Below are 25,676 nucleotides of genomic sequence, written 5' to 3' on the forward strand. Positions count from 1 at the left end.
GCTATTTTCTCCTATGGACTACTAGTGACAATACTTTTCAACGGTTTCTTATGCTTATCAAATTAATATCTCACATTACTTGTTGTTATTTGGGGATTCTTTTTACTTATCCTTTTCTATTTGTTGAAGATCATCATCGTTTTTATATTGAATGATGTAGTCGACTAATTCTTTTTCAGTTAATCTATCATTTGTTAATTGTGAAACCTGAATCGAGATATTTTTCAAACCATATTCATTTTGTTTGTTAATGATACCTTGTAACTCAGCTTCTGAAAGATATTTACCTGAAATGGTTAGCTTTAGTGTATTGTTTTCTTTACTATATTTCTTTTTCAAAATAGTATGGTTTTCAAATTGATCAGATAGATAATTATTGATAGACTCATTGATTAGCGTATCTCTAACTAAGGTAGTTGCAGAAGCTAAACTTGGAATAATAAGAACAAGCGAGACTAGAATTAATATTTTTCGCATTTTAGAGGCTTTACGATTATGTTTAACATAAGGATTATTAACCATCATCACATTAGTGCCAATATATGTAGCAATCATAATAAAACTGCAGTTAATGGAGAACAAATATGACGCCCCTATCATATACTCAAGATTTCCTGTGGCAATAGAATACCCCACGGTACAAACGGGTGGCATAAGAGCAGTTGCAATGGCGACACCAGGAACAATGTTATTAGCTTCTTTCTTTCGTGCTCCAATAATGCCGGCTAATCCACCGACGAATGCTATTACAACGTCCCAAATTGTGGGCGAAGTTCTAGCAATAATTTCCGTACTTGCGTAAGAAATGGGCGAAAGTAAAAAATAAAGTGTAGAGGCTAAAAGGCTTACTGCAACTTGAATAAAAAGAACTTTAAACGATTTTTTGAGAAGTTTTGTATCTAATATTGCTAACGCAAAACCTACTCCAAGGATAGGTGTCATCAATGGAGAAATCAACATTGCCCCTATGATTGTTGGAATAGAATTCATATTCAAACCAATAGATGCAATCAATATCGCACACAATAAAGTGGTTAGGTCACTTTTTGATAAATCTAAATCCTCATAGATTTTGTCCCTAAATTCTATTAGAGAATAAAGTTTACCATCCTTCAAAACTTTTTCCATAACAGTACTCCCTCTTTGTTACTATAGTCAACTTTTGAAGAAGTTAATCGGTATCGTTTGATCTCTTTTGTAAGGAAAGGATTTCCTGAAGAAATAACTTTTTAGCTTCGTCCTCTGATGATGTTTCTAAATCGTCAATCATTATTTTTGCAACTTCTTTACGAGAGCTTGTTCCATATTCTTCTTTCAATTCATAATCAATTCTCTCCTCAAAATTGGTATAAGGATATTGACCAAGTAGTACATTTATACGTTGATCAAATTCATAATCAATCCACCACTTCTCAAACAATTCTTTGAAAGCTTGCAAATCTATTTCAGAATCCAATAGGGTTAATGCATCCATAAAACCTGTTTTATATCCATTAATTTCTGAGCATAAACCAACGACCTCATCCTTATTAATTTTGGCCAATTCCTGACGCATTTCAAGCAAATCCTTGTCTGCAAAGAGTCGTTCAAAGCCCTCAAGTTGTTTACTAAATTCGTCTAATTTAGTGTAATCCTGACGATTCAATGTTTCTCTAATATCCATAATTATCTCCTTTTTGAATTTTAAACTCCTACTGAAAATAACACAGTATCCTGTGTATGATTTAGGTTTTTTATTGGATGATACTTCATAAAGAAAAAGTGTGTAAGGGTTTACATATTTCAATTATACATTTTATTTCCACTTTCGTCACTCTCACTTCTTAGGGAGTTTTTTTAACGTTTTAATTGGCTAAAAATCTTATGGTCATACCAACATAATCAAATGTTTTATTGATGAATCATTCAATTATCAGAATGGTCTGATAATAATAACTATAAATGTAGAGTATTTACAAAACTGTTCAAAAAACTACAAGAATCATAACATAAAATACTTGCAAATCTATGCAATCGTTTGCAAAAACGATTAATGCTTGTCATTCTATTTTTTTGTAAGCGCAAACATTTTCATTGACTTATCAATTTAATTAACTTATACTGTTATTAACAGGTATATACTTACATTAATCTTATGATTGTTAAGATTAATATAAAAAATGTTTTAGCTAAAATGTAACTCTTTAGATTGTTTGATTTTCCAAACAATCTAACTTTCCTCAATTTAGAAAGGGGGAGACATTATGCTTTGGGCTATTATCGTAGGAGGCTTTATCGGTCTTATTGCAGGTGGAATCACTAAAAAGGGAGGTTCCATGGGAATAATCGCTAATATCTTTGCAGGTTTAGTAGGTTCATCTGTTGGACAATCACTTTTCGGTGCATGGGGACCTAGTCTAGCAGGAATGGCATTAATTCCATCAATCTTGGGAGCGGTCATTGTTGTTGCAGTAGTATCATTTTTCCTAGGGAAAAAAGAATGAACTTGAATCTTTTTGACAGGAATAGATCACAGTTCAAATTCTGTTGATGAAAGGATTCAATATGTCAAAAACCAAAAAAATACTTTACCTTATTTTATGTATTTTAATCTTGACAATTTTGATTCCTATTTTGCTAGATTATCATAAAGTCAGTGGCTTAGGACTTCATTTAGTTGATTGGAAACAAATTTCCTTTCTGGAATTTTATCTTTCAAGATATATTTTCTGGGGTACTCTAGTTCTTTCAGCTGTAGTGTTGTTCCTAATGCTTGTTATACTCTTTTATCCTAAACAATATTTAGAGATTCAATTACCTGATGTTGATGGTGAACTAAAATTAAAAAATTCAGCTATTGAAGGATTTGTGCGTTGTGTGGTTGCTAATCACAATTTTATAAAGGATCCTACTATTAAGGTAAACAGTCGTAAGAATAAATGTTTAGTTCACGTAGAAGGACAAATGCTTCCATCAGACAACATTATTAAACGAACTCAAATAATTAAAGATGAGATTGCTGATGGATTGACACAGTTTTTTGGAATGAATCATCGTGTAAAACTGTATATTTCTGTAAAAGAATACAAGCCAAAACCACCACGTAAAAAAACTGTTAGTCGTGTAAAGTAAGGAAGTAAAAAATGGAATGGTTTAAAAAATACCAATATCCATTTCTTTCCGGATTAGCGGGTGCTATCTTAGCTTGCTTCATCCTATCCTATGGTTTTTTTAAGACTTTATTTGTCTTGATTTGCGCCACTCTAGGAGTTGGAATTGGATATTATATTCAACAAAAACAATTATTTAAATAGTAAAGGAGATTCATATGTCAAAAGTAGAAAAAAAAGTAGAAGAAGTAAAAGGCGAATTGACCTACGAAGATAAAGTCATTCAAAAAATTATTGGTCTTTCTTTAGAAAATATTCCAGGCTTGTTGGCTATTGATGGAGGCTTTTTCTCAAACCTAACTGAAAAACTTATCAATACTGATAACGTTGCAAGCGGAGTCAATGTTGAAGTTGGTAAAGAGCAAGTTGCTGTTGATTTGAACGTAATTGTCGAATATCAAAAGAATGTTCCTGAACTATACAAGAAAATCAAAGAGGTTGTTGTTTCAGAAATTTCTAAGATGACTGATTTGGAAGTGGTTGAAGTTAATGTAGATGTTGTTGATATCAAGACTAAAGAGCAACATGAAGCAGACTCAGTAAGCCTACAAGATCGAGTAACTGGAGTTGTTGAATCAACAAGTGAATTTACTTCCGATAAATTTGAAAGCGCAAAACAGGGATTGAGTGATGGCTTCTCAGCTGCAAAGGAAAAAGTTAGTGAAGGTGTTGAAGCTGTCTCTGAAGCGACTGCTAAAGCAGAACCAAGAGTTCACTAAATTCTTTTATGCCTAAAAAAATTTAAATGAATTGTTTAAAAACGTTCATTTTCAATAATCTGATTTTCCAATGGAGGGTAACACTATGTCAGTAGAAGAAAAACTTAATCAAGCTAAAGGCGCTATTAAAGAAGGTGTCGGAAAAGTAACTGATGACAAAAAAACTGAAAAAGAAGGAGCTGCTGAAAAAGTAGTTTCAAAAGTTAAAGAAGTTGCCGAAGATGCCAAAGAGGCTGTTGAAGGGGCTATCGAAGGCGTTAAAAATATGGTTAAAAAGGACGATAAATAGTTCTAAGATTAATTGATTTTTCACACAAAGTCTTAAAAACTACTGTATGAAAAAGATAGGGATGTCATATCCTACTCCTAATAACTCATTTATACTGATTACATTCAATTTATCTACAAATCAATATCTTTAAAAGATTACTCAAGTGGAAAATCAATCCTCTTTTGAACAATCTAAGTTCTTTACATATTCCTTTCAATATTTAAAACAATTCATTAATGGAGGTTGACACTATGTCAGTAGAAGAAAAACTTAATCAAGCTAAAGGCGCTATTAAAGAAGGTGTCGGAAAAGTAACTGATGACAAAAAAACTGAAAAAGAAGGAGCTGCTGAAAAAGTAGTTTCAAAAGTTAAAGAAGTTGCCGAAGATGCCAAAGAGGCTGTTGAAGGGGCTATCGAAGGCGTTAAAAATATGGTTAAAAAGGACGATAAATAGTTCTAAAATCGATTGATTTTTCACTTAAAACATGGAAATTGCTCTACAAGAAATTTAAGGTTGTTTTACTCCTAACTACTCACTTTTAAAACAACACCAAAAACTATGACAAATCCTTAACATTACGATATTACTCAGGTGAAAAATCAACTTTCTTTAGATTAATTTAAATTCCTTTTTAAATCCATATATTCTTTCTAATAGTAAAAGCACTCTAATTTCTATAGTTTTATCCAAGCTATAGACGCTAGAGTGTTTTTTATAACATTTTGAAGAATTATTTAATGATTGGGGGAGATTTGTATTTTTCTAGTTCTTATACAAATCAGCAAAGTATAAGTGCTAACGTCATCCCGAATAGGGAATGGCAAACGTTTGCATTACTTGTGAATGTTTTCACCACCAAAACATCGCATTTTCAGTGAATTACTTGATTTTCATAAGTATTAGTTTTATAATCAAAGTATAGAAAACGCTTTCAAAAACATCTCCGAGTTTTTGTCCTACTTGAAGTGGTTCGGCTAACAGCCGACTTCCATTCTAGAAAGGAGTATTGTTTTGAGTCAATGTGATATTCTCATTATAGGGGCAGGTCCTGGTGGTTATGTTGCTGCTGAAGAAGCTGCCCGTTTAGGTAAAAAGGTAACTGTCATTGAGAAAAACTCCATAGGTGGCACCTGTTTGAACGTTGGCTGTATCCCATCCAAAGCCTATCTTGAACATGCCCATTGGCTATTAGCTGCTAAAGAAGCCTCTCAGTATGGAGTGACAGTTTTAAATGATAATCTTGATTTTCAAAAACTTGTTGCTCGCAAAGATCAAGTCGTAGCAACACTACAGTCTGGTATTCAATCAAGTTTTAAACAATTAGGGATCACCTATATTGAAGGTGAGGCAGCTTATATTTCTGATAAAACCTTCCAAGTTAATGGTGAAAGAGTCTCAGGTAAGTCTGTTATTTTGGCGACGGGGAGTCATCCATTTATTCCTCCTATTCCTGGTATTAACGATGTTGACTACTTGACAACAGATAACTTTTTCAACTTAAAGGAACTTCCTCAACGTTTGCTTATCATTGGTGGAGGTATTATTTCCGTTGAGTTAGCTTTTGCCATGGCTCCACTTGGTGTGGATGTGACAGTGATAGAGGTTGCACCAACAATTTTAGCAACTGAAGATGATGAAGCACGTTCCATTATTAGAGAAAAGATGGAACAACTTGGAATTACCATTCTGGAGGGAGTTAGCATAGATAGGGTTAAAGAAAATGCTGTAATTTTAGCAGATGGGAAGTCCTACTCTTATGATAACTTACTTGTAGCAACAGGGCGTAAGCCAAATATTGAGTTAGCCCAAATGATGGGCTTGGAGCTGACCGAAAAAGGCTTTATTAAGGTAGATAGTTATTACGAGTCATCTCAATCAGGTGTTTATGCGATTGGGGATTTGATTCCTGGATATATGTTAGCTCATGTTGCTAGTAGCGAGGGAATCAAAGCTGTTCGAGCCATTTGTCGTCAGGCTGAGGAACCGGTTGATAATTCAAGTGTTCCACGGTCGCTCTTTACAACACCAGAGATTGCTTCCTTTGGCTTGTCAGAAGAGGAGGCTGTACAACAAGGATATGATATATCAGTTGGTCAACTTCCTTATGTTTATAATGGTCGAGCCATTGCGTCTAATTCAGCAAAAGGTTTTGTTAAAATTGTCTCCGAAAAACGCTATCACCTACTATTAGGTGCCGTTATCGTTGGTCCACATGCAACTGATATTCTACAATCCTTGATTGTCTTGAAAGATGCTGAAGGAACACTTGATCAGCTTGATAAGACAATTTTTGCACATCCAACAATTTCTGAGTTGGTTCAGGAAGTTGCAAGACTGATTTTAAGGTCCTAAGGTCGATGGATAGGTTTAGCACAGCCATTCTCATTTTTCAATCTATATATCTGTCAATAATATTTGTTTTTTATAAAGCTCTCTATAGAAGGAGGAAACAATATGACACATTATCAAGAATTGCCACAAGCCCTAATGAAAGAAAAACATCAGGGACAAACCTTAACCAAGGAAGAAGTTAAGGTTCAAACTGCCCATGATCTTGGTGTGGAAAATGTTTCAAAAGAAGAGGCTAAATCCATGTATAAGACTATGTGGGATATTCGAAATTTTGAAGAAAATGCACGACATTTCTTTTCAATCGGTCAAATTCCAGGATTTGTTCACCTTTACTCAGGTGAGGAAGCTATTGCGACTGGGGTATGTGCTAACCTGACTGATAAAGACTACATTACTAGCACACATCGAGGACATGGACACTGTGTGGCTAAAGGTGGAGACCTTAAAAAAATGATGGCTGAAATCTTTGGTAAGTCTACTGGGCTTGGTAAAGGTAAGGGTGGCTCTATGCATATCGCTGACTTGGATAAAGGAATCCTTGGTGCTAATGGTATGGTAGGCGGAGGCTTTGGTCTTGCGACGGGTGCTGCTATGCGCAACAAATATCTAAAGACTGATGATGTTGCTGTATGTTTCTTTGGTGATGGTGCTGCCAATGAAGGTAATTTTCATGAGTGCTTAAACATGGCCTCTATTTGGAATCTACCTGTGGTATTTGTAAATGAAAACAACCTTTTTGCAGAATCAACACCACAATGGTATTCATCAGGTTCTCCAACAATTGCTGAACGTGCACAAGCTTACAATATGCCTGGAGTTCGCGTTAATGGTAAGGACTTATTTGCTGTTTATCAAGTGGCTAAGGAGGCCATTGAACGTGCGCGTCGTGGAGATGGTCCAACGTTAATTGAAGCTATTACTTATCGTAACCATGGCCATTTCGAAGGAGATGAGCAAAAATACAAAGCACCAGATGGAATTGAAAAAGAATGGGCAGATGTGGATGCCTTGGAAGTATTTCGTGATCTGGTAACTGAAAAGGGTATCCTTAGCCAAGATGAATTGGATGAGATTGTTGCCCAATCACAAAAAGATGTTGAAGATGCAATCCACTTTGCTCAAGAGAGCCCAATTCCAAAAGAAGAAGCTCTCTACGAAGACGTATTTGCAGACTGATTGAGGAGGATTCATAATGACTAGAGAAACATTATTTATGAAAGCCATCAATGAAGGGCTCGATCAAGCCATGGAAAGAGACGAGCGAGTTGTTCTCCTAGGAGAGGATATCTCAGGTGGTGTTAATGTTGAACACTTAGAAAATAATAACGAGGATGCCTGGGGCGGTGTCATGGGGATTACACGAGGACTGATGCCGAAATATGGCAGGGAACGTGTTATTGATACTCCGATTTCTGAGCACGGCTATTTATCAGCTTCGGTGGGGATGGCGCTTACGGGACTAAGACCTGTACCAGAGTTGATGTTTAATGATTTTATTGGATTCTGTTTTGATGCCCTATTAGGACAGGCATCTAAGATGCGTTACATGTTTGGCGGTAAAGCTAAAGTTCCGATGGTTGTTCGTACTATGCACGGGGCAGGTGCTTCAGCTGCTGCGCAACACTCTGGCTCATATTACGGTCTCTTTGGATCTATTCCAGGTATTAAGGTAGTTGTTCCTGCTACACCATATGATGCTAAAGGTTTACTATTGGCGTCAATTGAAGATGATAATGTTGTTATTTTTTCTGAGGACAAAACCCTCTATGGCTTAAAAGGGGAAGTGCCAGAAGAATACTATACTGTACCAATTGGAAAGGCTGCCGTTCGTAGAGAAGGTAAGGATTTAACAATTGTGACAATTGGTAAGATGTTGTATGTAGCTTATGAGGTCGCAGATCGTTTAGCAAAAGACAATATTTCTGTAGAAGTGATTGATCTTCGTACAGTTGCTCCATGGGATGAAGAAACAGTGTTAAATTCCGTGAAGAAAACGGGTCGTTTGATTATTGTGGATGAGGCAAACCCGCATAACAATACTGCAACTGATATTGCATCTGTAGTTTCAGATAAAGCTTTTGATTATCTTGATGGACCAGTGAAATGTGTTTGTGCACCAAATACTCCTGTTCCATTTGCGACAAACTTAGAACAAGCCTATATCCCGGATGCGGATAAGGTTTTGAAAGTAGCTGATGAATTGATTCAGGACTTGAAAGGATAGGAGGGCGCTTATGGCAACAGAAATTTTAATGCCCAAGCTCGGCCTAACCATGACTGAAGGACTCATTCAAAAGTGGTTGGTCCAAGTTGGTGATACAGTAACAAGTGGTCAGCCTTTATTGGAAATTAGTTCTGAAAAATTGACTAGTGAAGTCGAATCCCCTGCTTCTGGGGTTGTTCTAGACATTGTGCATGGTGAAGGTGCTACAGTTAAATGTAAAGAAGTTGTTGGATGGGTTGGCCAGGAAGGAGAAAATGTAGGAACCCAAGAAGCTCCTGCACAAGAGGAAGCTGCAACTGAAGTCGCTAAAGATCCAACACCGTCTAGTCCTAAATCTACTACAGCACCTATAGCTCGTACTAGTGGGGAACGAATTTTCATTACACCAGTGGCTCGTAAGATAGCTACTGAGAAAGGCTATGATATCTCCCTTATTAAAGGAACAGGTGGAAATGGTCGTATTACAAGACGTGATGTAGAATCTTACCAACCAAGTCTTGTTGCTGATAAGGTCGTTGAACCTCTACCACAAGATATGACCTCAGGTCAATACGGTGAGGGACTCCAAGGCATGCGTAAGATTATTGCCGAACGTATGATGAACAGTCTTCATTCTTCTGCTCAAGTGACACTCCATCGTAAGGCTGATTTAACTGAGCTTTTGAAATTCCGTAAAGAACTTAAGGCCAAGGTCCATACTCCACTTGAAAATGGTGAACTAGGTATCACAACTCTATTAACTAAAGCAGTAACCAAAGCTTTGAGAGATTTTCCAGCTTTGAATGCTTGGTATGGTGGCGGCATTCATCAGATTCAAGAACGCATTCATATTGGTATGGCAACAGCTTTGGATGATGGTTTGGTTGTCCCTGTGATTCGAGATGCAGACCGTATGACTTTAGCAGATCTTGGTCAAAGCATTAAGACTCTGGCTAATCAAGCTCGAAAAGGTACACTTCCATCTGACCTATATAGTGGTTCTACTTTCTCAATTACGAACCTAGGGGGGCCAGGTGTAGAATACTTCACACCAATCCTTAACTCCCCAGAGGTGGCAATTCTTGGAGTAGGAGCAACTCAACAAGCTTTAGCATTTAATGAGGAGGGAGAGGTTGTTCAAAAAGACTATCTTCCATTGAGTCTGAGCTTCGACCATCAAGTCATCGATGGCCTTCCAGCTGCTGAATTTTTAGCAAGAGTTGTTTCTTATCTTGAAGATCCTTATCTCCTTATCTTCTAACAGAAGTATCCATTTGTAAGATGCAATTGTGGACGAATAGGACTTACTAGAGGTATAAAAGTAAAGTAATTGTTGATGTTCCGCAACCTAGTATGAAGAGAAGACTAAATTAGTCTTCTCTTTGTGTTTTGCTAGGGTTGAGACATTAGATTTGATTAAGGAGTTTTTTATTAAATTTCCTAATCACTCTTAGTGACAACATACACAACCCATTTGTAATTTTGCTTTTCTTCAATCTTTGAAAAGCCAATGCTTGTTAACAACTGCCTCAATTCATGGCTTGTCCCATAATCTGTCATATGATATTTTATTTTTTCTTTTTCGGAAGCAATAATCAAAGTGGAAGGATTGGACATGACTCTATAGATTTCCTGAAAACTCTGCTTCAAATCGTCCCAGAAAATATGTGTCTGAATAGTAAAGACTAAATCAAAATCACTATTTTGGTAGGGAAGGTTTGCTACATTACCAATCCTCAGCTTAACACTTCCATTTTCTATAGCCTCTGAATGAATTCGTCTAGCAGTATGATAAGACTCTTCGGAAATATCAATACCATGAATGTCAAGGTCTTTATCTAAAGCAAGAAGGTTTTTAATAGTGCTACCACCGCCATAGCCGATTTCTAAAATCCGACTATTGTTGGGGATAGTGGTTTGTTTGATTGCCCAAAGGCTGAGTTCCTTGAAATAGGACGACCAGATGTTGGTAATCAATCGCCCGACAAGACCACTTGGTTTTCTAGATTGCTTTATAAGATATTGAATGAGCATGGTCCCTCCCATTTTTGAAAATAAAGTTTGAAATATACATGATTAAAATTCAAACTTCATTATAGAGAAAGCTAGTAAGAATAGCAAGAAAAAATGAAATATTTACTTATATATTTCAAACTTATGCTACAATTATTTATAACAGAGGTGTTCACATGAATCAATATCAAAAGACGACTGAGAAAAAGAAGCAAGCGATTGTTCAAGCAGCTTTGCGTTTGTTTAAAGACAAAGGTTTTAAGGAAACTAGTATAAAATCTATTGCAGAGGCAGCAGAAGTATCTCCTGTTTCTATCTACAATTATTTCGGGAGTAAAGATAATTTGGTAGCTCTCTGTGTTAATGACTTGTTTGAAGAAATAGCCCAACAAGCTGAGGATATTTTAAACAGCAATCTAGATTTTAAAACAAAATTAGACCATGCTTTTGCCCTATGTCAGGAGAAAATGAGTCAGCAAATCTCGGAATATTTTCAAGATAAATTGGTGAAAGAACCTACTTTTTCAACTCTCTTAGCGAAAGCAATCACTGCAAAAAAACGTGACATCTATCGTGCTTATATTAAGCTCGGAAAAGAAGAGGGGGTTATTGCTGAAGACCTATCGACAGAGCTTATCTTAAATGTCATGGATGCTCTTAATGGTATGGGAAATCAATTAGCCCATAGTGACAATTTAGAGACAGAGGTTGAGCAAATTCATCAGATCTTTTTGTACGGTATTTTAGGAAAAAAGAAATCATGATTTTCCTAATTCTATTATTGTTCACAGCTAGCAACATCCCATCCCAATCAGTTGTATATTCTCATGCATGGGTGTAAAATTTACTATATAAAGATAAAGAGGAGCAAGTTATGGAATTAAAAGATTTTACAGAACAAGAACAAAAGCAAATCGAAAAAGGTTTGAGAACAGCTGAGATTTCTGATAAGGAAGCGGCTAAGAAGTTGCTCGCTCTCGTACCACAAGAATGGATTAAACGCATTCCTTTCTTTGTCAGAGGGCATGCGACGACTAAGACAGTCGAGCGTGTGGCCAAGCAATATCCTGAACTTTATGCAGTGGCTAAGCGCCAAGGGGACCTTCCTGAAAAAGAGAGAGAAGAGTTACGTAAGATTATGACAGATATCTTTGAAGAAAAGATGAACAAACACAAGATTAAATAAGATTTTTAAAGACAATGTATTTATTTCTACAATTACGAATTAACCTTCCATAAAAAAGAGATACTGTCAATTTTACCATCCCGTTACGGAGAAAAAATGAGCAAATTTATTTCAAAACAATCAGTCGCTATCTGGTATGTACTGTCTGCCCTCTTTGCTACATATATAGTAGGGCAAGTTATCCTATGTTGTTTCCCAGACAGGAGTAGTCTGGGTGCCTCACTACTGTTTATCCTAATGAACTGTGTTCCCCTGATTATGGCGGCTGTCTTTTCTCTTGTCTTGAGTGAAGTCAAATCCTTGGATGAATTCTTCAAGAAGGTCTTTCTTCAAAAAGAAAGTCCCCTGTCCTGGATTCTAGCTCTCTTCATTCCAGTCATCTACTATGGAATCTCATTCTTTCTCAGGAATGTTAGCTTTACTGGGAACACCCTCTTGGCCTTCTTACTATATTTTCCCTGGACCTTTTTATATGGGGGGCTGGAAGAAGTAGGTTGGCGTTGGTTTTTACAAGAACATCTTTACTTTAGTAAGCACTTTATAACTAAAATGATGGTTCTTTCCATTGTCTGGTTCCTCTGGCATATCCCTATCTATCAACTCCCTTGGATTACAGCAGGTTCCTCCAACTATCTCATTTTTTACCTGATGATTTTAGGAAATACTTTTCTATTTGGAGCTCTCAAAGAGTATTCGAAAGGAGCTGTTCCTTGTATCCTCGCTCATATGCTGATCGATAGTCTGGCTGTCCTTATGCTGGTTCAGAGTTCACTCACTCAGATTATCTTTCTGGTCATTTTTGAAATCATGCTAGCCTCTTGGCTGGTAGCGGTACGAAAATCATAGAAATAGAGTTGAACCTCCCACTGAATTTCGGTGGGAGCTTTTCTTTCCTATCTGTTGATATAATGACACAGTTTCATTTTTAGGAGGTGACTCGTTTGGCCAAGGATACATTTCATCATCAAAAGGCTGAAAAAGAATGCCAAGAGTTGCGTAAAATCATGACAGACATCTTTGAAGAAAAGATGAACAAACACAAGATTAAATAATGTTGTATCAAAAGAGGTATAAGTCTACAAACTTATACCTCTTTCATATCTTTACTTCTTACTTGATTTGGATAGGGTGATGGCAACCATTGTCGCACACAGGAAAAAGGCTGCTAGTAAACCTTTTGTAGTCGTGGTCATAAAGGGTTTATCAAAGACATAATAGTTATAGACAGAAAATCCCAGTCCAATAAGAGTTACAATAATCGACACAACAAATAGCGTCACCCATAATCTTCTTTGAGTCATCGTCAACCTCCTGTTTGTATTCGTTTTCTTTCTGCCTATAGTATAACATAAAAAACCTTAGCTAAATTCCAGAGAGTGGTTTGGCTAAGGTTTTTCATATTATTTCGTCAAGATAACCGTATCATTTGGATCGTGGTCATCATCTTCAATAGTCAGCTGATTACCGTCGAGTTTGTAGAATTTGGTATCATCACCAATCGTTAGACTTTGATTGTCAGGGTTAACTGTTACAGACTTGCTTTCCTTCTCGCCATCTGCTTCGTCCTCTTCCCAAGTTCCAGTATTTCCAGAGATGGTAAGAGTAATACGATCATTTTCATCAGTTCCCTTATAGGTGCCATCTAGCCCCTCAGTCTGTTTAGAAACTTCAGAACTTTGTGAAGATGAAACCTTACTTGAACTTTGTTGGGTGTTAGCAGAGCTTTCAGGTGTTTGAGCTTTCTGGTTTGAGCAGGCTGCTAAAAGACCAAGAACTGCCATAGAGGCAAGAGAAAGTGTGAGTTTTTTGGACAATGTCATAGGCTTGTCTCCTTTCTTTGACACCTTAAGTATAGCAAACGCTTACAAACAAACCAAGCAAAAAAACTTTTCTGAAAATACTTGAAAATCAGTCTTTCGGATTCTCAAAGGTATAATCTATTATCCCTATTTAAACTATGCTATACTGATAAAAAGCAAGAAGGAAGGTTCCTAATGACAACTACTAATCCACGTCGCCAGTGCGAGCAACTATGGGCAGCCAATAAGTACCTGGTGCTCAGCCATTCTAACAAGATTTACTTGGAAATCCGTAACTATCTCAAGAATGAAGAGGTTAGTTTGGATCAGGTTCAAGCCTACATTGATCAAGCGCTTGCTCTTCCTGAAAATCCTGGTCAGGTCGTCAATGCCTTCCAACATATCTGGGGATATTTTAAGAAAAAGGCGACCGCCAGCGAGAAGGAAATGTTTATGGATCAACTGGATAGCTATGCAGCAGGCCAAATTCCTCAGCATGGTTTGGTGAAATCCGTCAAAGAGCTCCTCAGCAAGTATCCTAATCGTTATCTGGAGGAGTCAACCTTAATTAATGGGGGTTCAAAATGAGACTGTGGCATCAAGACTTGATTGCAAAACTACCCCGTCAGCAATTATTAGGACAACACCGAGAATGTTGTGCCCTTCGTGGCAAGGGATGGCAACGCAAACACGCTACGGTTAACTATGTTTTTGACTATTCTCCATATCGCCTGTTTAAATACCATGAACTTATTATGCAAGAAATGACGAAACGTGGCTATCGTGTCAGCCCTGAGTGGTTAGACAAGGAGTATCGAGGCAAGCAGATGCCAGCCTATGATAAGCTTGAAGTGGAGGAGCTACCAGCCATCATTTATCCTGAGCATGATACCACCTATTTACAGGAATGTCTGGACAATCTCAAGCAAAAAGGAATCATCATCTAAAGGAGGAAAACGATGCATTTATTTAAGTGGCTAGTACCTAAAAAGAAAGCAGTAGAAGGCCTTGTCATGCGTATTTCGACAGCGGATCAGGTGGACTATGCGACGATTACGAACCCAAGTGACAGTGATATCTGGGATGCCTTGGTGCAACTCCCAGCATCCTACGATAGTCTCTATCTTACCTATGGCGATAAAAAGTCAACGAGCTTTATCTTCGTTGAGTACGAGGATGACCAGTATCGTTTGGAACACGACACACCTGAGCTAGGGTTAGAATTGACCAATGTCGCGCGTGTATCCCAACAAGTTGCCAGAGATATCCTTATTCGCTTTTCAAAAGAGCACACAGTGATTTTGGACGACCATTGGAAGCAAGAGAAAGTAAGGTAGTCCTATGGCATACCTTACCTCAGAAGCCAGAAGAAAACAGCGAAAAGCCTTGTGCTTAATTATCGAAATCATTTGTCTGGTTCATTTTGCAATCATTGTCCCTCGTGACCGAGTCTTTACGCCTGAAAAATGGGCTCATACACCAGATCATATGCGACACAAACTCATGTGGAGTTTTCACCGTCAGTATCAGCTTGAGAGCATGACGAGAGAAGAAGTGGAGAAGCTCTTGGGCAAGGGTGACGACCTTAAAGGAAGTGTTGAGTACCAGCTGGCCGACGATTGAATTGGTGGCTGGCGAGTTTACCATATTGACTATGAGCAAGGCCGTGTGATTCGTGCCAAAGAAACCTGGCAAGATTGGTGAGAATGAGCTTTCTCTTCCTCTAAAAGTAGTATAATGAAAATGTAGAGGTATACGCTTTCAAAAAGGTCAAAACTGTCTTTTGACTAGAAGAGGAGGACAAACTCATGACCCTATTTATGTCTAAACTGATGAGCGGTATTCTGGAACTGCTCATAGTCTCTGTCATTCCTTTTATCACTTGGTTAATTTGGAGCAGGAAAAAGGTCGGTTTCTTTGACTGGATTGGGTTGAAGAAAGTTGAAAGTCAGCAGAAGAGGCGATTACTACTGACCATTCTGGGGATTAGTCTACTTTTTCTTCTTTTTTCAATTGTCGTCTTCGCTTGGTTCGACTCTAGCAAAACGACCACAGCAGCTTTTTCTGGAAAGGGAATTGGAGCCCTTCCAGCCATCTTGGCATACGCTATCTTAGGGACTGCCTTGCCAGAAGAAATCTTCTTTAGAGGTTTTCTTTTGAAAAGGCTACAAGGAAAACTAGGATGCCTAGGGGCTAATCTGGTTCAGTCTCTAGTCTTTGGTCTCCTTCATGCACTCATGTTTATTCAACTAACTGGTTACCTTAAGGCTTTTGCCATTTTGGTCTTTATCAGTCTCATAGCTTACGTTTTGGGTGCTATCAATGAGAAGAAAGCAAACGGCTCCATTCTTCCAAGTGTCTTTATCCACGCCTTGGCCAATACGGTTGTAGGGTTGCTCTTTGCCTTCTCTCTCATTTAGATAAAATTATATAGAAGAAAGTTATCATGGATGAATTAAAAGATATCAAACTTAAAAATTATCAGTACCTAAATGAGGTTGCTATCAAGGGGGAAACGCTTTTCACGGGCTCCTCTCTCATGGAGCTTTTTCCCATTTGTGAAAACGCTAGGAGTAGAGGTATCGACGATATCATCTACAATCGGGGCATCAGTGGTTTGAATACGGATGAATTTCTCCAACATATCCATCCCCTACTTTTGGATTTGCAACCGGCCAAGGTTTTCATCAATATCGGTACCAATGATATGACCGAGGAGCCTCATGGAGATCAGTGGTTCCAACATATGACGGCAAATATCAGCCAAATTCTGAAGCAAACACTTGCTATTTTGCCCCATACCAAGATTTACCTCATGGCTTTTTACCCGGCCAATCTACATCTGCCTTGGCAGACACCGGCATCTATCCAGTGGATGAAACTGCGGACTCCTGAAAATCTTGACCGCTGTAACCAGGCTCTTGAGGAAATTGCCAAAACCTATGGCTGCCACTTCATTAATTGTAATGCTGATTTGGTTGATGATAGGAAAGAGCAGAAGGCTGAGCACACCTATGACGGCGTCCACCTTTATGCCAATGCTTACTTAAAAGTCTTTGAAGTTCTGGAGCCATATCTCCTGCATTAAGAAAATATGAGAGAATTTCCAGTTCTTACTCGCTTTTTTCCCTTGATTACAGTACAATAGACGTCAAAAGTGAAAAATTGAAATGAGGTATCCCTATGTGGAAATGGTTTAAACGACTCCTTGTCCTCGTCATTGTGCTCTTTTTTGCAGTGGCGGCTCTACTTATTCCGGACAAGATTGACAGTCAGGACCAATTAAAAAATGTATCAACACAAACATCCCTTGCTGATTTAGCCCAGGCTGGTATTGGTGGGGCGTCCCTTTCATCAGGCGGGGTTTCAACTGAGATTAATCTTGACAGTAATCAGTTTCGTCAAATCCTAAAAGCAAGCATGGCTGATTCTAATGACGAGACCTTGCAAAACAGTAGCGTAGAGTTGAATGATTCCTATCTAACAGCTAAGGTTCCCGTATCTCTTGGGCCTATCGGATCAACATTTAGCCTTGATTTTACGGTCAGCACTAACAAGGAAGTCATCCTACTAGATTTGGCAGGTGCCCACCTGGGTCGCCTTCCAGTTCCAAAATCACTGGTTCTGCCTTACCTCAAGAAGAGCATTGCCCAGTCCAGCAGTGGTGTTCGCATGGTTAATGACCAAATTCAGCTCAAGCTTCCAGAAATCGGCTATGAGATTGAGCAAGCCTCTGTAACCAATAGCAAGATGAAGGTTAAACTTAACATTCCGATTTCCTTGCCAACAAGTTGGTAATCCATAATGAATCTTTCAAAACAAGTCCATAGTCTGGACTTGTTTTTTGATACCTTCACTTCTAAACAAAGAAAGTTAGAAAATTCTTGAAATAATAGCTTTAAATCCCTCAATCCCCTAGAAAATGAGCTTTTCCTATGCTATCATAAGATTGTAAAATTGATAAGCGTCTGACACTCATTGAAAAAGAGTTATTTCACTGAGTTAAAGAGTTTTAGGATAGTAGTTAGGAGGAAAAAATGGACGCTTTAAAATATATCACACCCAAATTTTTCACTACCATCAGGAATTATTCTAAGGGCCAGTTCATCAAGGACTTAATTGCAGGAGTCATCGTGGCTATCATTGCTCTCCCCTTGTCGATTGCCCTTGCCATTGCCTCTGGTGTCAATCCCGAACAAGGTCTTTACACAGCAGTCGTTGCAGGCTTTTTTATTTCCTTTTTAGGAGGTAGTCGGGTTCAGATTGGTGGACCCACCGCAGCATTCGTTGTTATCATTTATGGCATCATTGCCCAGTATGGTATGGCTGGTTTGACCCTTGCCACGCTCATGGCGGGACTCATGCTTATTATCATGGGGCTCCTGCGTTTTGGTGACCTGATCAAGTTCATTCCCAAAACCATCACACTTGGTTTTACCTTGGGGATAGCTGTTGGGATTGTGGCTGGACAGGTTAAAGATTTCCTGGGCCTTGAGATGAAGTCCGTGCCAGCTGAGTTCTTAGAAAAACTTCTAGCTTATGGGAAGCATCTTTCGAGTATTAGCTGGCCGACACTTGCAATTGGTATCTTGGCCCTAGTCATTCAAATCTTTTGGCCACGCCTTTCTCAGAAAATTCCGGGGTCTTTGGTTGCAATTATTGTGACCACAGCCATCGTAGCTTTTGGTCATCTGCCAGTCAAAACCATTGGTGATCTTTACACCATCAAAGCAGGACTTCCAAGTTTCACAGTTCCTGACCTATCATTTTCTTTGATTCGTCAAATGATGTCGCCAGCCTTCACCATTGCCATACTAGCAGCCATCGAATCCCTACTTTCTTGCGTTGTTTCAGACGGGATGATTGGTGGTAATCATCGCTCTAATGCTGAATTGATTGGCCAAGGTGTTGGGAATATCATGTCAGCCCTCTTTGGCGGGATTCCTGCAACGGGTGCCATCGCCCGTACCGCAGCCAATGTCAAAAATGGAGGACGGACACCAGTAGCGGGGATGGTTCATGCCCTTACCTTGCTTCTGATTTTACTCTTTCTCATGCCTTATGCCTCATTGATTCCTATGACCTGTTTGGCCTCAATCCTAATGATTGTCGGTTATAACATGAGCGGTTGGCGTACTGTCGTTCGTATGATTCAACGTGCTCCTAAGAGTGACGTAGCAGTCCTTATCGTAACCTTTATCTTAACCGTTTTCTTTGACCTAGTGGTTGCCATCGAATTTGGTATGGTCCTAGCAGCCTTCCTCTTCCTCAAACGCATGTCAGACGTGGCTCAAATTCGTCAGTGGGTGGACAAGGGGAATCTAGAAGATCCTATATTGTCTGAGGACAGCGACTTGAAACAAGTTCCTAAAAATGCAGTCGTATATGAAATCTTCGGTGCCCTCTTCTTTGGTGCAGCCAATAATTTCTTGAATGTTATCAATGACGACAGTAAGAATGTCCTTATCCTACGCATGCGCAATGTTCCAGCCATGGATATCTCTGGTCTGGATGCTCTTGAGGAAACGCTTGCTATCTGCCAAAAACGTGGCATGACCTTGCTTCTTTCTCACGTTAACGCCCAACCCTACCGAGTTCTCGAAAAATCAGGCTTCATCCAGACTATCGGTCCAGATAATATCTGCGAGTCGACGGACCAAGCCCTTGAAAAAGCAGTAGCCCTAGCAAAAGAAGTCTAGACAAATCCATTTTGCACAAGAAGAAAAAGCCAGTTCAACTGAACTTGGCTTTTTAAAATAATAACAGTGCTAATAAAAAAATGTTGTGAATTTTCAGATATTATTGTAAAATATTAGAAAAAAAGCATAAGGAGATTCTTAAATGAGCGACTTAGTTTTAGGACTTGATATCGGTATAGGTTCTGTTGGTGTAGGTATCCTTAATAAGGTGACGGGAGAAATTATCCATAAAAACTCACGCATCTTCCCAGCAGCCCAAGCGGAAAATAATGTAGAACGTAGAACAAATCGTCAAGGGAGACGATTGACACGACGTAAAAAACATCGTAGAGTTCGTTTAAATCATCTATTTGAGGAAAGTGGATTAATCACCGATTTTACGAAGGTTTCAATCAATCTTAACCCATATCAATTACGAGTTAAGGGCTTGATCGATGAATTGTCTAATGAAGAATTGTTTATCGCTCTTAAAAATATGGTAAAACATCGTGGGATTAGTTATCTCGATGATGCCAGTGATGACGGAAATTCATCAGTAGGAGACTATGCACAAATTGTTAAGGAAAATAGTAAACAATTAGAAACTAAGACACCGGGACAGATTCAGTTGGAACGCTACCAAAAATATGGTCAATTACGTGGTGATTTTACTGTTGAGGAAGATGGAAAAAAACATCGCTTAATTAATGTCTTTCCAACATCAGCTTATCGTGCAGAAGCGCTAAGAATACTACAAACTCAACAAGAATTTAATCCACAGATTACCGATGAATTTATTTATCGGTATCTCGAAATTTTAACTGGAAAACGTAAATATTATCACGGACCAGGTAATGAAAAGTCACGGACTGATTATGGAAGGTATACTACTAAGAAAGATTCTGAAGATGAGTACATAACTTTAGACAATATTTTTGGTATCCTAATCGGGAAATGTACATTTTATCCAGAAGAGTTTAGAGCAGCAAAAGCATCTTACACGGCTCAAGAATTCAATTTGCTAAATGATTTGAACAATCTAACAGTTCCAACAGAAACCAAGAAGTTGAGCGAAGAACAGAAGAATCAAATCATTAATTATGTCAAAAATGAAAAGGCAATTGGTCCAGCGAAACTCTTTAAATATATCGCTAAGCTACTTTCTTGTGATGTTGCAGATATCAAGGGATACCGTATCGACAAATCAGATAAGGCTGAAATCCATACTTTTGAAGCCTATCGAAAAATGAAGACACTTGAAACCCTTGATGTTAAGAAAATGGCAAGAGAGGAACTTGATAAATTAGCCTATGTCTTAACATTAAATACGGAGAAGGAAGGTATACAAGAAGCGATAGAGCATGAGTTTGCTGATGGGACCTTTAGTCAGGAGCAAGTTGACGAATTGGTTCAATTCCGCAAAGCAAATAGTTCCATTTTTGGAAAAGGCTGGCATAATTTTTCTGTCAAACTGATGATGGAATTAATCCCAGAATTATATGCGACGTCAGAAGAACAAATGACTATTCTGACACGACTAGGAAAACAAAAAACAACTTCGTCTTCAAATAAAACTAAATATATAGATGAGAAACAACTAACTGAAGAAATCTACAATCCTGTTGTTGCTAAGTCCGTCCGTCAAGCTATTAAGATCGTAAATGCAGCAATTAAAGAATATGGAGACTTTGACAACATTGTCATCGAAATGGCCCGAGAAACGAATGAAGATGATGAAAAGAAAGCTATTCAAAAGATTCAAAAAGCCAACAAAGATGAAAAAGATACAGCAATGCTTAAGGCTGCCAACCAATATAATGGAAAGGCTGAATTACCACATAGCGTTTTCCACGGTCATAAGCAATTAGCGACTAAAATCCGCCTTTGGCATCAGCAAGGAGAACGTTGCCTTTATACTGGTAAGACAATTTCAATCCATGATTTGATAAATAATCCTAATCAGTTTGAAATAGATCATATTTTACCTCTTTCGATCACCTTCGATGATAGCCTTGCCAATAAGGTTTTGGTTTATGCAACTGCTAACCAAGAAAAAGGACAACGAACACCTTATCAGGCTTTAGATAGCATGGATGATGCATGGTCTTTCCGTGAATTAAAAGCTTTTGTACGTGAGTCAAAAGCACTTTCAAACAAGAAAAAAGAATACCTTCTTACAGAAGAGGATATTTCAAAATTTGATGTTCGCAAGAAATTTATCGAACGAAATCTTGTAGATACAAGATACGCTTCAAGAGTTGTCCTCAATGCCCTTCAAGAACACTTTAGAGCTCACAAGACTGATACAAAAGTTTCCGTGGTTCGTGGTCAATTCACATCTCAATTGAGACGCCATTGGGGAATCGAGAAGACTCGTGATACTTATCATCACCATGCTGTCGATGCATTGATTATTGCTGCTTCAAGTCAGTTGAATTTGTGGAAGAAACAAAAGAATACCCTTGTAAGTTATTCAGAATACCAACTACTTGATATTGAAACAGGTGAACTTATTAGTGACGATGAGTACAAGGAATCTGTATTCAAAGCTCCTTATCAACATTTTGTTGATACATTGAAGAGTAAAGAATTTGAAGACAGTATCTTATTCTCATATCAAGTAGATTCTAAGTTTAATCGTAAAATATCAGATGCCACCATTTATGCGACAAGACAGGCTAAAGTAGGAAAAGATAAGAAAGACGAAACTTATGTCTTAGGGAAAATCAAAGATATCTATAGCCAGACTGGCTATGATGCCTTTATAAAGATTTATCAGAAGGATAAGTCAAAATTCCTCATGTATCGTCACGACCCACAAACCTTTGAGAAAGTTATCGAACCAATTTTAGAGAACTATCCCAATAAGGAAATGAATGAAAAAGGGAAAGAAGTACCATGTAATCCTTTCCTAAAATTTAAAGAAGAACATGGCGACTATATTCGTAAATATAGTAAAAAAGGCAATGGTCCTGAAATCAAGAGTCTTAAATACTATGATAGTAAGTTAGGTAATCATATTGATATCACTCCAAAGAATAGTAACAATAAGGTTGTCTTGCAGTCAGTTTCTCCATGGAGAGCGGATGTCTATTTCAATAAGACTACTGGAAAATACGAAATACTTGGATTGAAATATGCTGATCTACAATTTGAGAAAGGGACAGGAACATATAAGATTTCTCAGGAAAAATACAATGCCATTAAGAAGAAAGAGGGTGTAGATTCTGATTCAGAATTCAAGTTCACACTTTATAAAAATGATTTGTTGCTTATCAAAGATACGGAAACAAGAGAACAACAGTTATTCCGTTTTTTATCTCGAACTATGCCTAAACAAAAGCATTATGTAGAGTTAAAGCCTTATAATAAACAGAAATTTGAAGGAAACGAATCGTTGATAAATGTACTAGGAGCCGTTGCTAAAGGTGGACAATGTCTAAAGGGAATGAGTAAAACAAATATTTCTATTTATAAAGTAAGAACAGATGTCCTAGGAAATCAGCATATCATCAAAAATGAGGGTGATAAGCCTAAGCTAGATTTTTAATATTAATTGTTAAAAAGTGTTGCAATTATAGTTGCTATATACTATAATAATCGTGTAAGGGACGCCTTACACAGTTACTTAAATCTTGCAGAAGCTACAAAGATAAGGCTTCATGCCGAAATCAACACCCTGTCATTTTATGGCAGGGTGTTTTCGTTATTTAAAAAGGAGAAGAAATGACTTGGAGAGTTGTACATGTCAGTCAAAGTGAGAAGATGCGCTTAAAACTTGATAACTTGTTAGTGCAAAAGATGGGCCAAGAGTTTACGGTGCCACTTAGTGATATTTCAATAATAGTTGCTGAAGGTGGGGATACAGTTGTTACCCTTCGTCTATTAAGTGCCCTGAGTAAATATAATATTGCTTTAGTTGTTTGTGATAACGAACATTTACCAACAGGGATTTACCACTCTCAAAATGGGCACTTTAGAGCTTATAAGCGCTTGAAAGAACAGATGGACTGGTCTCAGAAGCAAAAGGATAAGGCATGGCAGATTGTGACTTACTATAAAATCAATAACCAAGAGGACGTCCTAGCTATGTTTGAAAAAACTCTGGACAACATTAGACTACTTTCAGACTATAAAGAGCAGATAGAACCAGGTGATAGAACCAATAGAGAGGGACATGCTGCCAAGGTCTATTTTAATGAGCTCTTTGGTAAACAATTTGTCAGAGTAACCCAACAAGAAGCCGATGTCATCAATGCTGGCTTAAACTATGGCTACGCTATCATGAGGGCACAGATGGCTAGAATAGTGGCGGGTTATGGTTTAAATGGCCTATTAGGTATCTTTCATAAAAATGAATACAATCAGTTTAATTTGGTTGATGACTTGATGGAGCCATTTAGACAGATTATAGATGTTTGGGTTTATGATAATCTACGAGATCAAGAATTTCTTAAATATGAGTATAGGTTGGGATTGACAGATTTACTCAATGCTAAAATCAAATATGGCAAAGAGACTTGCTCAGTGACAGTTGCTATGGATAAGTATGTTAAAGGCTTTATCAAATATATTTCGGAAAAAGATAGTAGTAAATTTCACTGTCCGGTGGTATCAAGTTTAGAGTGGAGAAAATAAGATGAGGTATGAAGCATTGAGATTATTATGTTTTTTTGATCTGCCAATGGAATCCAAGGATGAAAAAAGAATTTATCGTAATTTTCGTAAAGAATTAATTTCAAATGGGTTTGAAATGTTACAATTTTCGGTCTATTATCGCACTTGTCCTAATAGAAGCTTTGCAAATAAATTTTATAAAAAGCTAAAGATGAGTAATCTACCTGCTGGAAATGTAAGACTTTTAGCAGTTACTGAAAAGCAATTTTCAGAGATGACATTAATCATAGGTGGCAAAACTAAGCAAGAAGAAATCGTCAGTGATAATAAGTTGGTGGTTATATGAAATTTTTTGTACAACATCCTTATAAGGAACGTATTGAATTGAATATTGGTGCAATGACACAAATTGTTGGTCAGAATAAAGAACTCAAATATTATATTTGGCAGATTTTGAGCTGGTATTTTGGTGGAAAAAAATACTCAAGTGAGGACTTAAGTATTTTTGATTATGAGGAACCTACTATACTTGATGAGTCTGGAAAAATAGTGAAGCGAAGTAGCTATCACTATATCGACATTTCAAGTTTTAAGGATTTACTTGAGCAGATGGAATATAAGAAAGGGACACTTGCTCAGGGTTACCTTGGTAAAATTGTCAATCAAGTTGATATTGTAGCCCATTTGGAGAAAATTAATGAACAAGTAGAGCTTATAGAAGGGGCAATGAACCACCATATCAACTTAAACAGTGGTAGGGTGGAATACCATTTAGAGAATCGTCCTCTTACACTAGATCAACTACTTTCAAAAAATTTTAGCCCATTTTTTGCCATTGAGAACAAGAATTTATCTTTTGAATGGGTTTCTAATACTGATAAACTATCCCTCTTTTTAGAAATGTTAGACCGTCTTCTGTCACAAACAACAGAGAAATATCTCATTGTGCTAAAAAATATTGATAGTTTTATTTCAGTGGAAACATATGATAGTTTTTATAAGCAAATTGGTCGACTAGTCAAAAAGTATCCAAACCTAACCTTTATTTTATTTCCAAGTGATCAATGCTATTTAAAGATTGATGAGGAAAATAGTAGGTTTGTCAATATTTTATCTGACCAGGTGGAGCATTTGTATGATGTAGAGTTTATGTATGAAAGTGTGGCGAAACACTATCCAAGCAATAATTTTCCAACGAGAGACGGTTTTAGGATGTCCTTAGAGACTGTGACGCCTTATTTGTTAACAAAAATGACGAGACAACCTAGTCTCTCACTTGTTGATTCAGTAATTTTGAATATCTTAAATCAATTGTTTCATTTTAATTACCGTATAAGATATCCACAAACATCTGATGAAAAACTTTTACAGAAATTTTTAGAAAGTAAGAATTGACAATGACAGTTATTGATTTTATAATCACTATGTGGGTATAAAAACGTCAAAATTTCATTTGAGGTTTTTGTACTCTCAAGATTTAAGTAACCGTACAACCAAGGACTTTGATAGATACCAATATTACCCGTTTTTGTACTCTCAAGATTTAAGTAACCGTACAACTGCATTGCACTTGTTTTATATGTTTTGTCAGTTTTTGTACTCTCAAGATTTAAGTAACTGTACAACTGAATCCATACAGGTTGAGATAGAGCCTCAGTTTTTGTACTCTCAAGATTTAAGTAACTGT

At 37.5% G+C, this 25,676-nt stretch carries 30 protein-coding genes; 25 read left to right on the top strand and 5 right to left on the bottom strand.

Translation table 11 applies throughout. The annotated features are described in order from the left end of the window. Positions 1–102 precede the first annotated feature (102 nt). Both HMPREF2867_RS00100 and HMPREF2867_RS00105 read right to left on the bottom strand, forming a co-directional pair. Positions 103–1,128 carry a DUF389 domain-containing protein gene (locus HMPREF2867_RS00100; protein ID WP_060972391.1) on the bottom strand — a complete coding sequence of 342 codons (1,026 nt, stop codon included), beginning with the start codon at positions 1,126–1,128 and terminating at the stop codon, positions 103–105. A gap of 43 nt (positions 1,129–1,171) precedes the next feature. Beyond that, the gene (locus HMPREF2867_RS00105; RefSeq protein ID WP_037604021.1) at positions 1,172–1,543 is read right to left on the bottom strand and encodes a hypothetical protein; all 372 of its coding nucleotides are present in this window, start codon (positions 1,541–1,543) and stop codon (positions 1,172–1,174) included. 700 nt (positions 1,544–2,243) lie between these two features. Here HMPREF2867_RS00105 and HMPREF2867_RS00110 point away from each other — a divergent pair. The 10 genes from HMPREF2867_RS00110 to HMPREF2867_RS00155 all read left to right on the top strand — a co-directional run bounded on the left by HMPREF2867_RS00110 (position 2,244) and on the right by HMPREF2867_RS00155 (position 9,957). Further along, a complete protein-coding gene (locus HMPREF2867_RS00110; protein WP_049545819.1) occupies positions 2,244–2,483 on the top strand; it encodes a GlsB/YeaQ/YmgE family stress response membrane protein in 240 nt (79 codons plus the stop codon). Positions 2,484–2,544: 61 nt separating this feature from the next. After that, positions 2,545–3,111 (top strand): alkaline shock response membrane anchor protein AmaP, encoded by a 567-nt coding sequence (gene amaP / locus HMPREF2867_RS00115; RefSeq protein WP_070574846.1) that lies wholly within the window; start codon positions 2,545–2,547, stop codon positions 3,109–3,111. Positions 3,112–3,122: 11 nt separating this feature from the next. Further along, entirely contained in the window at positions 3,123–3,293 is a 171-nt protein-coding gene (locus HMPREF2867_RS00120; protein ID WP_070574849.1) for a DUF2273 domain-containing protein, read from the top strand. A 14-nt stretch (positions 3,294–3,307) separates the two neighbouring features. Further along, entirely contained in the window at positions 3,308–3,868 is a 561-nt protein-coding gene (locus HMPREF2867_RS00125) for an Asp23/Gls24 family envelope stress response protein (RefSeq protein ID WP_049546105.1), read from the top strand. Positions 3,869–3,953: 85 nt separating this feature from the next. Then, a complete protein-coding gene (locus HMPREF2867_RS00130; protein WP_070574854.1) occupies positions 3,954–4,157 on the top strand; it encodes a CsbD family protein in 204 nt (67 codons plus the stop codon). Positions 4,158–4,390: 233 nt separating this feature from the next. Beyond that, complete coding sequence (locus tag HMPREF2867_RS00135) at positions 4,391–4,594, top strand: CsbD family protein (RefSeq protein WP_070574854.1); 204 nt, start codon at positions 4,391–4,393, stop codon at positions 4,592–4,594. Between the two features lie 558 nt (positions 4,595–5,152). Beyond that, positions 5,153–6,493: a dihydrolipoyl dehydrogenase gene (gene lpdA, locus HMPREF2867_RS00140; protein ID WP_070574857.1), complete on the top strand. Its 1,341-nt coding sequence runs from the start codon at positions 5,153–5,155 to the stop codon at positions 6,491–6,493. Between the two features lie 102 nt (positions 6,494–6,595). Beyond that, the gene (locus tag HMPREF2867_RS00145; protein ID WP_014634179.1) at positions 6,596–7,669 is read left to right on the top strand and encodes a thiamine pyrophosphate-dependent dehydrogenase E1 component subunit alpha; all 1,074 of its coding nucleotides are present in this window, start codon (positions 6,596–6,598) and stop codon (positions 7,667–7,669) included. A gap of 16 nt (positions 7,670–7,685) precedes the next feature. Beyond that, positions 7,686–8,717: an alpha-ketoacid dehydrogenase subunit beta gene (locus HMPREF2867_RS00150; RefSeq protein ID WP_002890539.1), complete on the top strand. Its 1,032-nt coding sequence runs from the start codon at positions 7,686–7,688 to the stop codon at positions 8,715–8,717. A gap of 10 nt (positions 8,718–8,727) precedes the next feature. After that, on the top strand, positions 8,728–9,957 hold the full coding sequence (locus tag HMPREF2867_RS00155) for a dihydrolipoamide acetyltransferase family protein (RefSeq protein ID WP_070574860.1): 1,230 nt from the start codon (positions 8,728–8,730) through the stop codon (positions 9,955–9,957). 179 nt (positions 9,958–10,136) lie between these two features. On the opposite strand, the gene HMPREF2867_RS00160 is transcribed toward HMPREF2867_RS00155, so the two are convergent. Beyond that, complete coding sequence (locus HMPREF2867_RS00160) at positions 10,137–10,730, bottom strand: class I SAM-dependent methyltransferase (protein ID WP_070574863.1); 594 nt, start codon at positions 10,728–10,730, stop codon at positions 10,137–10,139. A 155-nt stretch (positions 10,731–10,885) separates the two neighbouring features. On the opposite strand from HMPREF2867_RS00160, the gene HMPREF2867_RS00165 reads away from it, so the two are divergent. The 3 genes from HMPREF2867_RS00165 to HMPREF2867_RS00175 all read left to right on the top strand — a co-directional run bounded on the left by HMPREF2867_RS00165 (position 10,886) and on the right by HMPREF2867_RS00175 (position 12,741). Beyond that, positions 10,886–11,473 carry a TetR/AcrR family transcriptional regulator gene (locus tag HMPREF2867_RS00165; protein WP_070574866.1) on the top strand — a complete coding sequence of 196 codons (588 nt, stop codon included), beginning with the start codon at positions 10,886–10,888 and terminating at the stop codon, positions 11,471–11,473. Positions 11,474–11,583: 110 nt separating this feature from the next. Beyond that, positions 11,584–11,895: a hypothetical protein gene (locus HMPREF2867_RS00170; RefSeq protein ID WP_070574868.1), complete on the top strand. Its 312-nt coding sequence runs from the start codon at positions 11,584–11,586 to the stop codon at positions 11,893–11,895. Between the two features lie 96 nt (positions 11,896–11,991). Beyond that, positions 11,992–12,741, top strand: coding sequence for a CPBP family intramembrane glutamic endopeptidase (locus HMPREF2867_RS00175; RefSeq protein WP_070574870.1), 750 nt, complete (start codon positions 11,992–11,994; stop codon positions 12,739–12,741). Between the two features lie 257 nt (positions 12,742–12,998). Here the strand turns inward: HMPREF2867_RS00175 and HMPREF2867_RS00180 are convergent, their stop codons facing one another. Continuing rightward, on the bottom strand, positions 12,999–13,196 hold the full coding sequence (locus HMPREF2867_RS00180; protein WP_048674353.1) for a hypothetical protein: 198 nt from the start codon (positions 13,194–13,196) through the stop codon (positions 12,999–13,001). Positions 13,197–13,295: 99 nt separating this feature from the next. After that, positions 13,296–13,715 carry an SP_0198 family lipoprotein gene (locus tag HMPREF2867_RS00185; RefSeq protein ID WP_070574873.1) on the bottom strand — a complete coding sequence of 140 codons (420 nt, stop codon included), beginning with the start codon at positions 13,713–13,715 and terminating at the stop codon, positions 13,296–13,298. 174 nt (positions 13,716–13,889) lie between these two features. On the opposite strand from HMPREF2867_RS00185, the gene HMPREF2867_RS00190 reads away from it, so the two are divergent. The 12 genes from HMPREF2867_RS00190 (at position 13,890) to csn2-St (ending at position 25,384) form a co-directional block, all read left to right on the top strand. Beyond that, positions 13,890–14,282: a YbgA family protein gene (locus HMPREF2867_RS00190; RefSeq protein WP_070574876.1), complete on the top strand. Its 393-nt coding sequence runs from the start codon at positions 13,890–13,892 to the stop codon at positions 14,280–14,282. Beyond that, positions 14,279–14,641 carry a TIGR02328 family protein gene (locus HMPREF2867_RS00195; RefSeq protein ID WP_022495946.1) on the top strand — a complete coding sequence of 121 codons (363 nt, stop codon included), beginning with the start codon at positions 14,279–14,281 and terminating at the stop codon, positions 14,639–14,641. Before HMPREF2867_RS00190 ends, HMPREF2867_RS00195 begins: the two co-directional genes overlap by 4 nt. Before the next feature lie 12 nt (positions 14,642–14,653). Further along, positions 14,654–15,031 (top strand): hypothetical protein, encoded by a 378-nt coding sequence (locus tag HMPREF2867_RS00200; protein ID WP_070574880.1) that lies wholly within the window; start codon positions 14,654–14,656, stop codon positions 15,029–15,031. Positions 15,032–15,035: 4 nt separating this feature from the next. Then, positions 15,036–15,317 carry a hypothetical protein gene (locus HMPREF2867_RS00205; protein ID WP_256263045.1) on the top strand — a complete coding sequence of 94 codons (282 nt, stop codon included), beginning with the start codon at positions 15,036–15,038 and terminating at the stop codon, positions 15,315–15,317. Positions 15,318–15,502: 185 nt separating this feature from the next. Then, entirely contained in the window at positions 15,503–16,114 is a 612-nt protein-coding gene (locus HMPREF2867_RS00210; RefSeq protein ID WP_070574883.1) for a CPBP family intramembrane glutamic endopeptidase, read from the top strand. Positions 16,115–16,140: 26 nt separating this feature from the next. Beyond that, positions 16,141–16,782 carry a GDSL-type esterase/lipase family protein gene (locus HMPREF2867_RS00215; RefSeq protein ID WP_070574886.1) on the top strand — a complete coding sequence of 214 codons (642 nt, stop codon included), beginning with the start codon at positions 16,141–16,143 and terminating at the stop codon, positions 16,780–16,782. Positions 16,783–16,877: 95 nt separating this feature from the next. Next, a complete protein-coding gene (locus HMPREF2867_RS00220; protein WP_070574889.1) occupies positions 16,878–17,492 on the top strand; it encodes a DUF2140 domain-containing protein in 615 nt (204 codons plus the stop codon). A gap of 239 nt (positions 17,493–17,731) precedes the next feature. Further along, positions 17,732–19,393 (top strand): SulP family inorganic anion transporter, encoded by a 1,662-nt coding sequence (locus HMPREF2867_RS00225; RefSeq protein ID WP_070574892.1) that lies wholly within the window; start codon positions 17,732–17,734, stop codon positions 19,391–19,393. A 142-nt stretch (positions 19,394–19,535) separates the two neighbouring features. Continuing rightward, positions 19,536–22,922, top strand: a complete 3,387-nt coding sequence (gene cas9, locus HMPREF2867_RS00230) for a type II CRISPR RNA-guided endonuclease Cas9 (protein WP_070574895.1) — start codon at positions 19,536–19,538, stop codon at positions 22,920–22,922. A gap of 176 nt (positions 22,923–23,098) precedes the next feature. Beyond that, positions 23,099–24,010 carry a type II CRISPR-associated endonuclease Cas1 gene (gene cas1, locus HMPREF2867_RS00235; RefSeq protein ID WP_070574898.1) on the top strand — a complete coding sequence of 304 codons (912 nt, stop codon included), beginning with the start codon at positions 23,099–23,101 and terminating at the stop codon, positions 24,008–24,010. A 1-nt stretch (position 24,011) separates the two neighbouring features. Then, positions 24,012–24,335, top strand: coding sequence for a CRISPR-associated endonuclease Cas2 (gene cas2, locus HMPREF2867_RS00240; protein WP_002946754.1), 324 nt, complete (start codon positions 24,012–24,014; stop codon positions 24,333–24,335). Continuing rightward, entirely contained in the window at positions 24,332–25,384 is a 1,053-nt protein-coding gene (gene csn2-St / locus HMPREF2867_RS00245; RefSeq protein ID WP_070574902.1) for a CRISPR-associated protein Csn2-St, read from the top strand. Before cas2 ends, csn2-St begins: the two co-directional genes overlap by 4 nt. The last annotated feature ends 292 nt before the right edge of the window (positions 25,385–25,676 follow it).

The sequence above is a fragment of the Streptococcus sp. HMSC064H09 genome (assembly GCF_001812625.1).
GTDB lineage: Bacteria > Bacillota > Bacilli > Lactobacillales > Streptococcaceae > Streptococcus.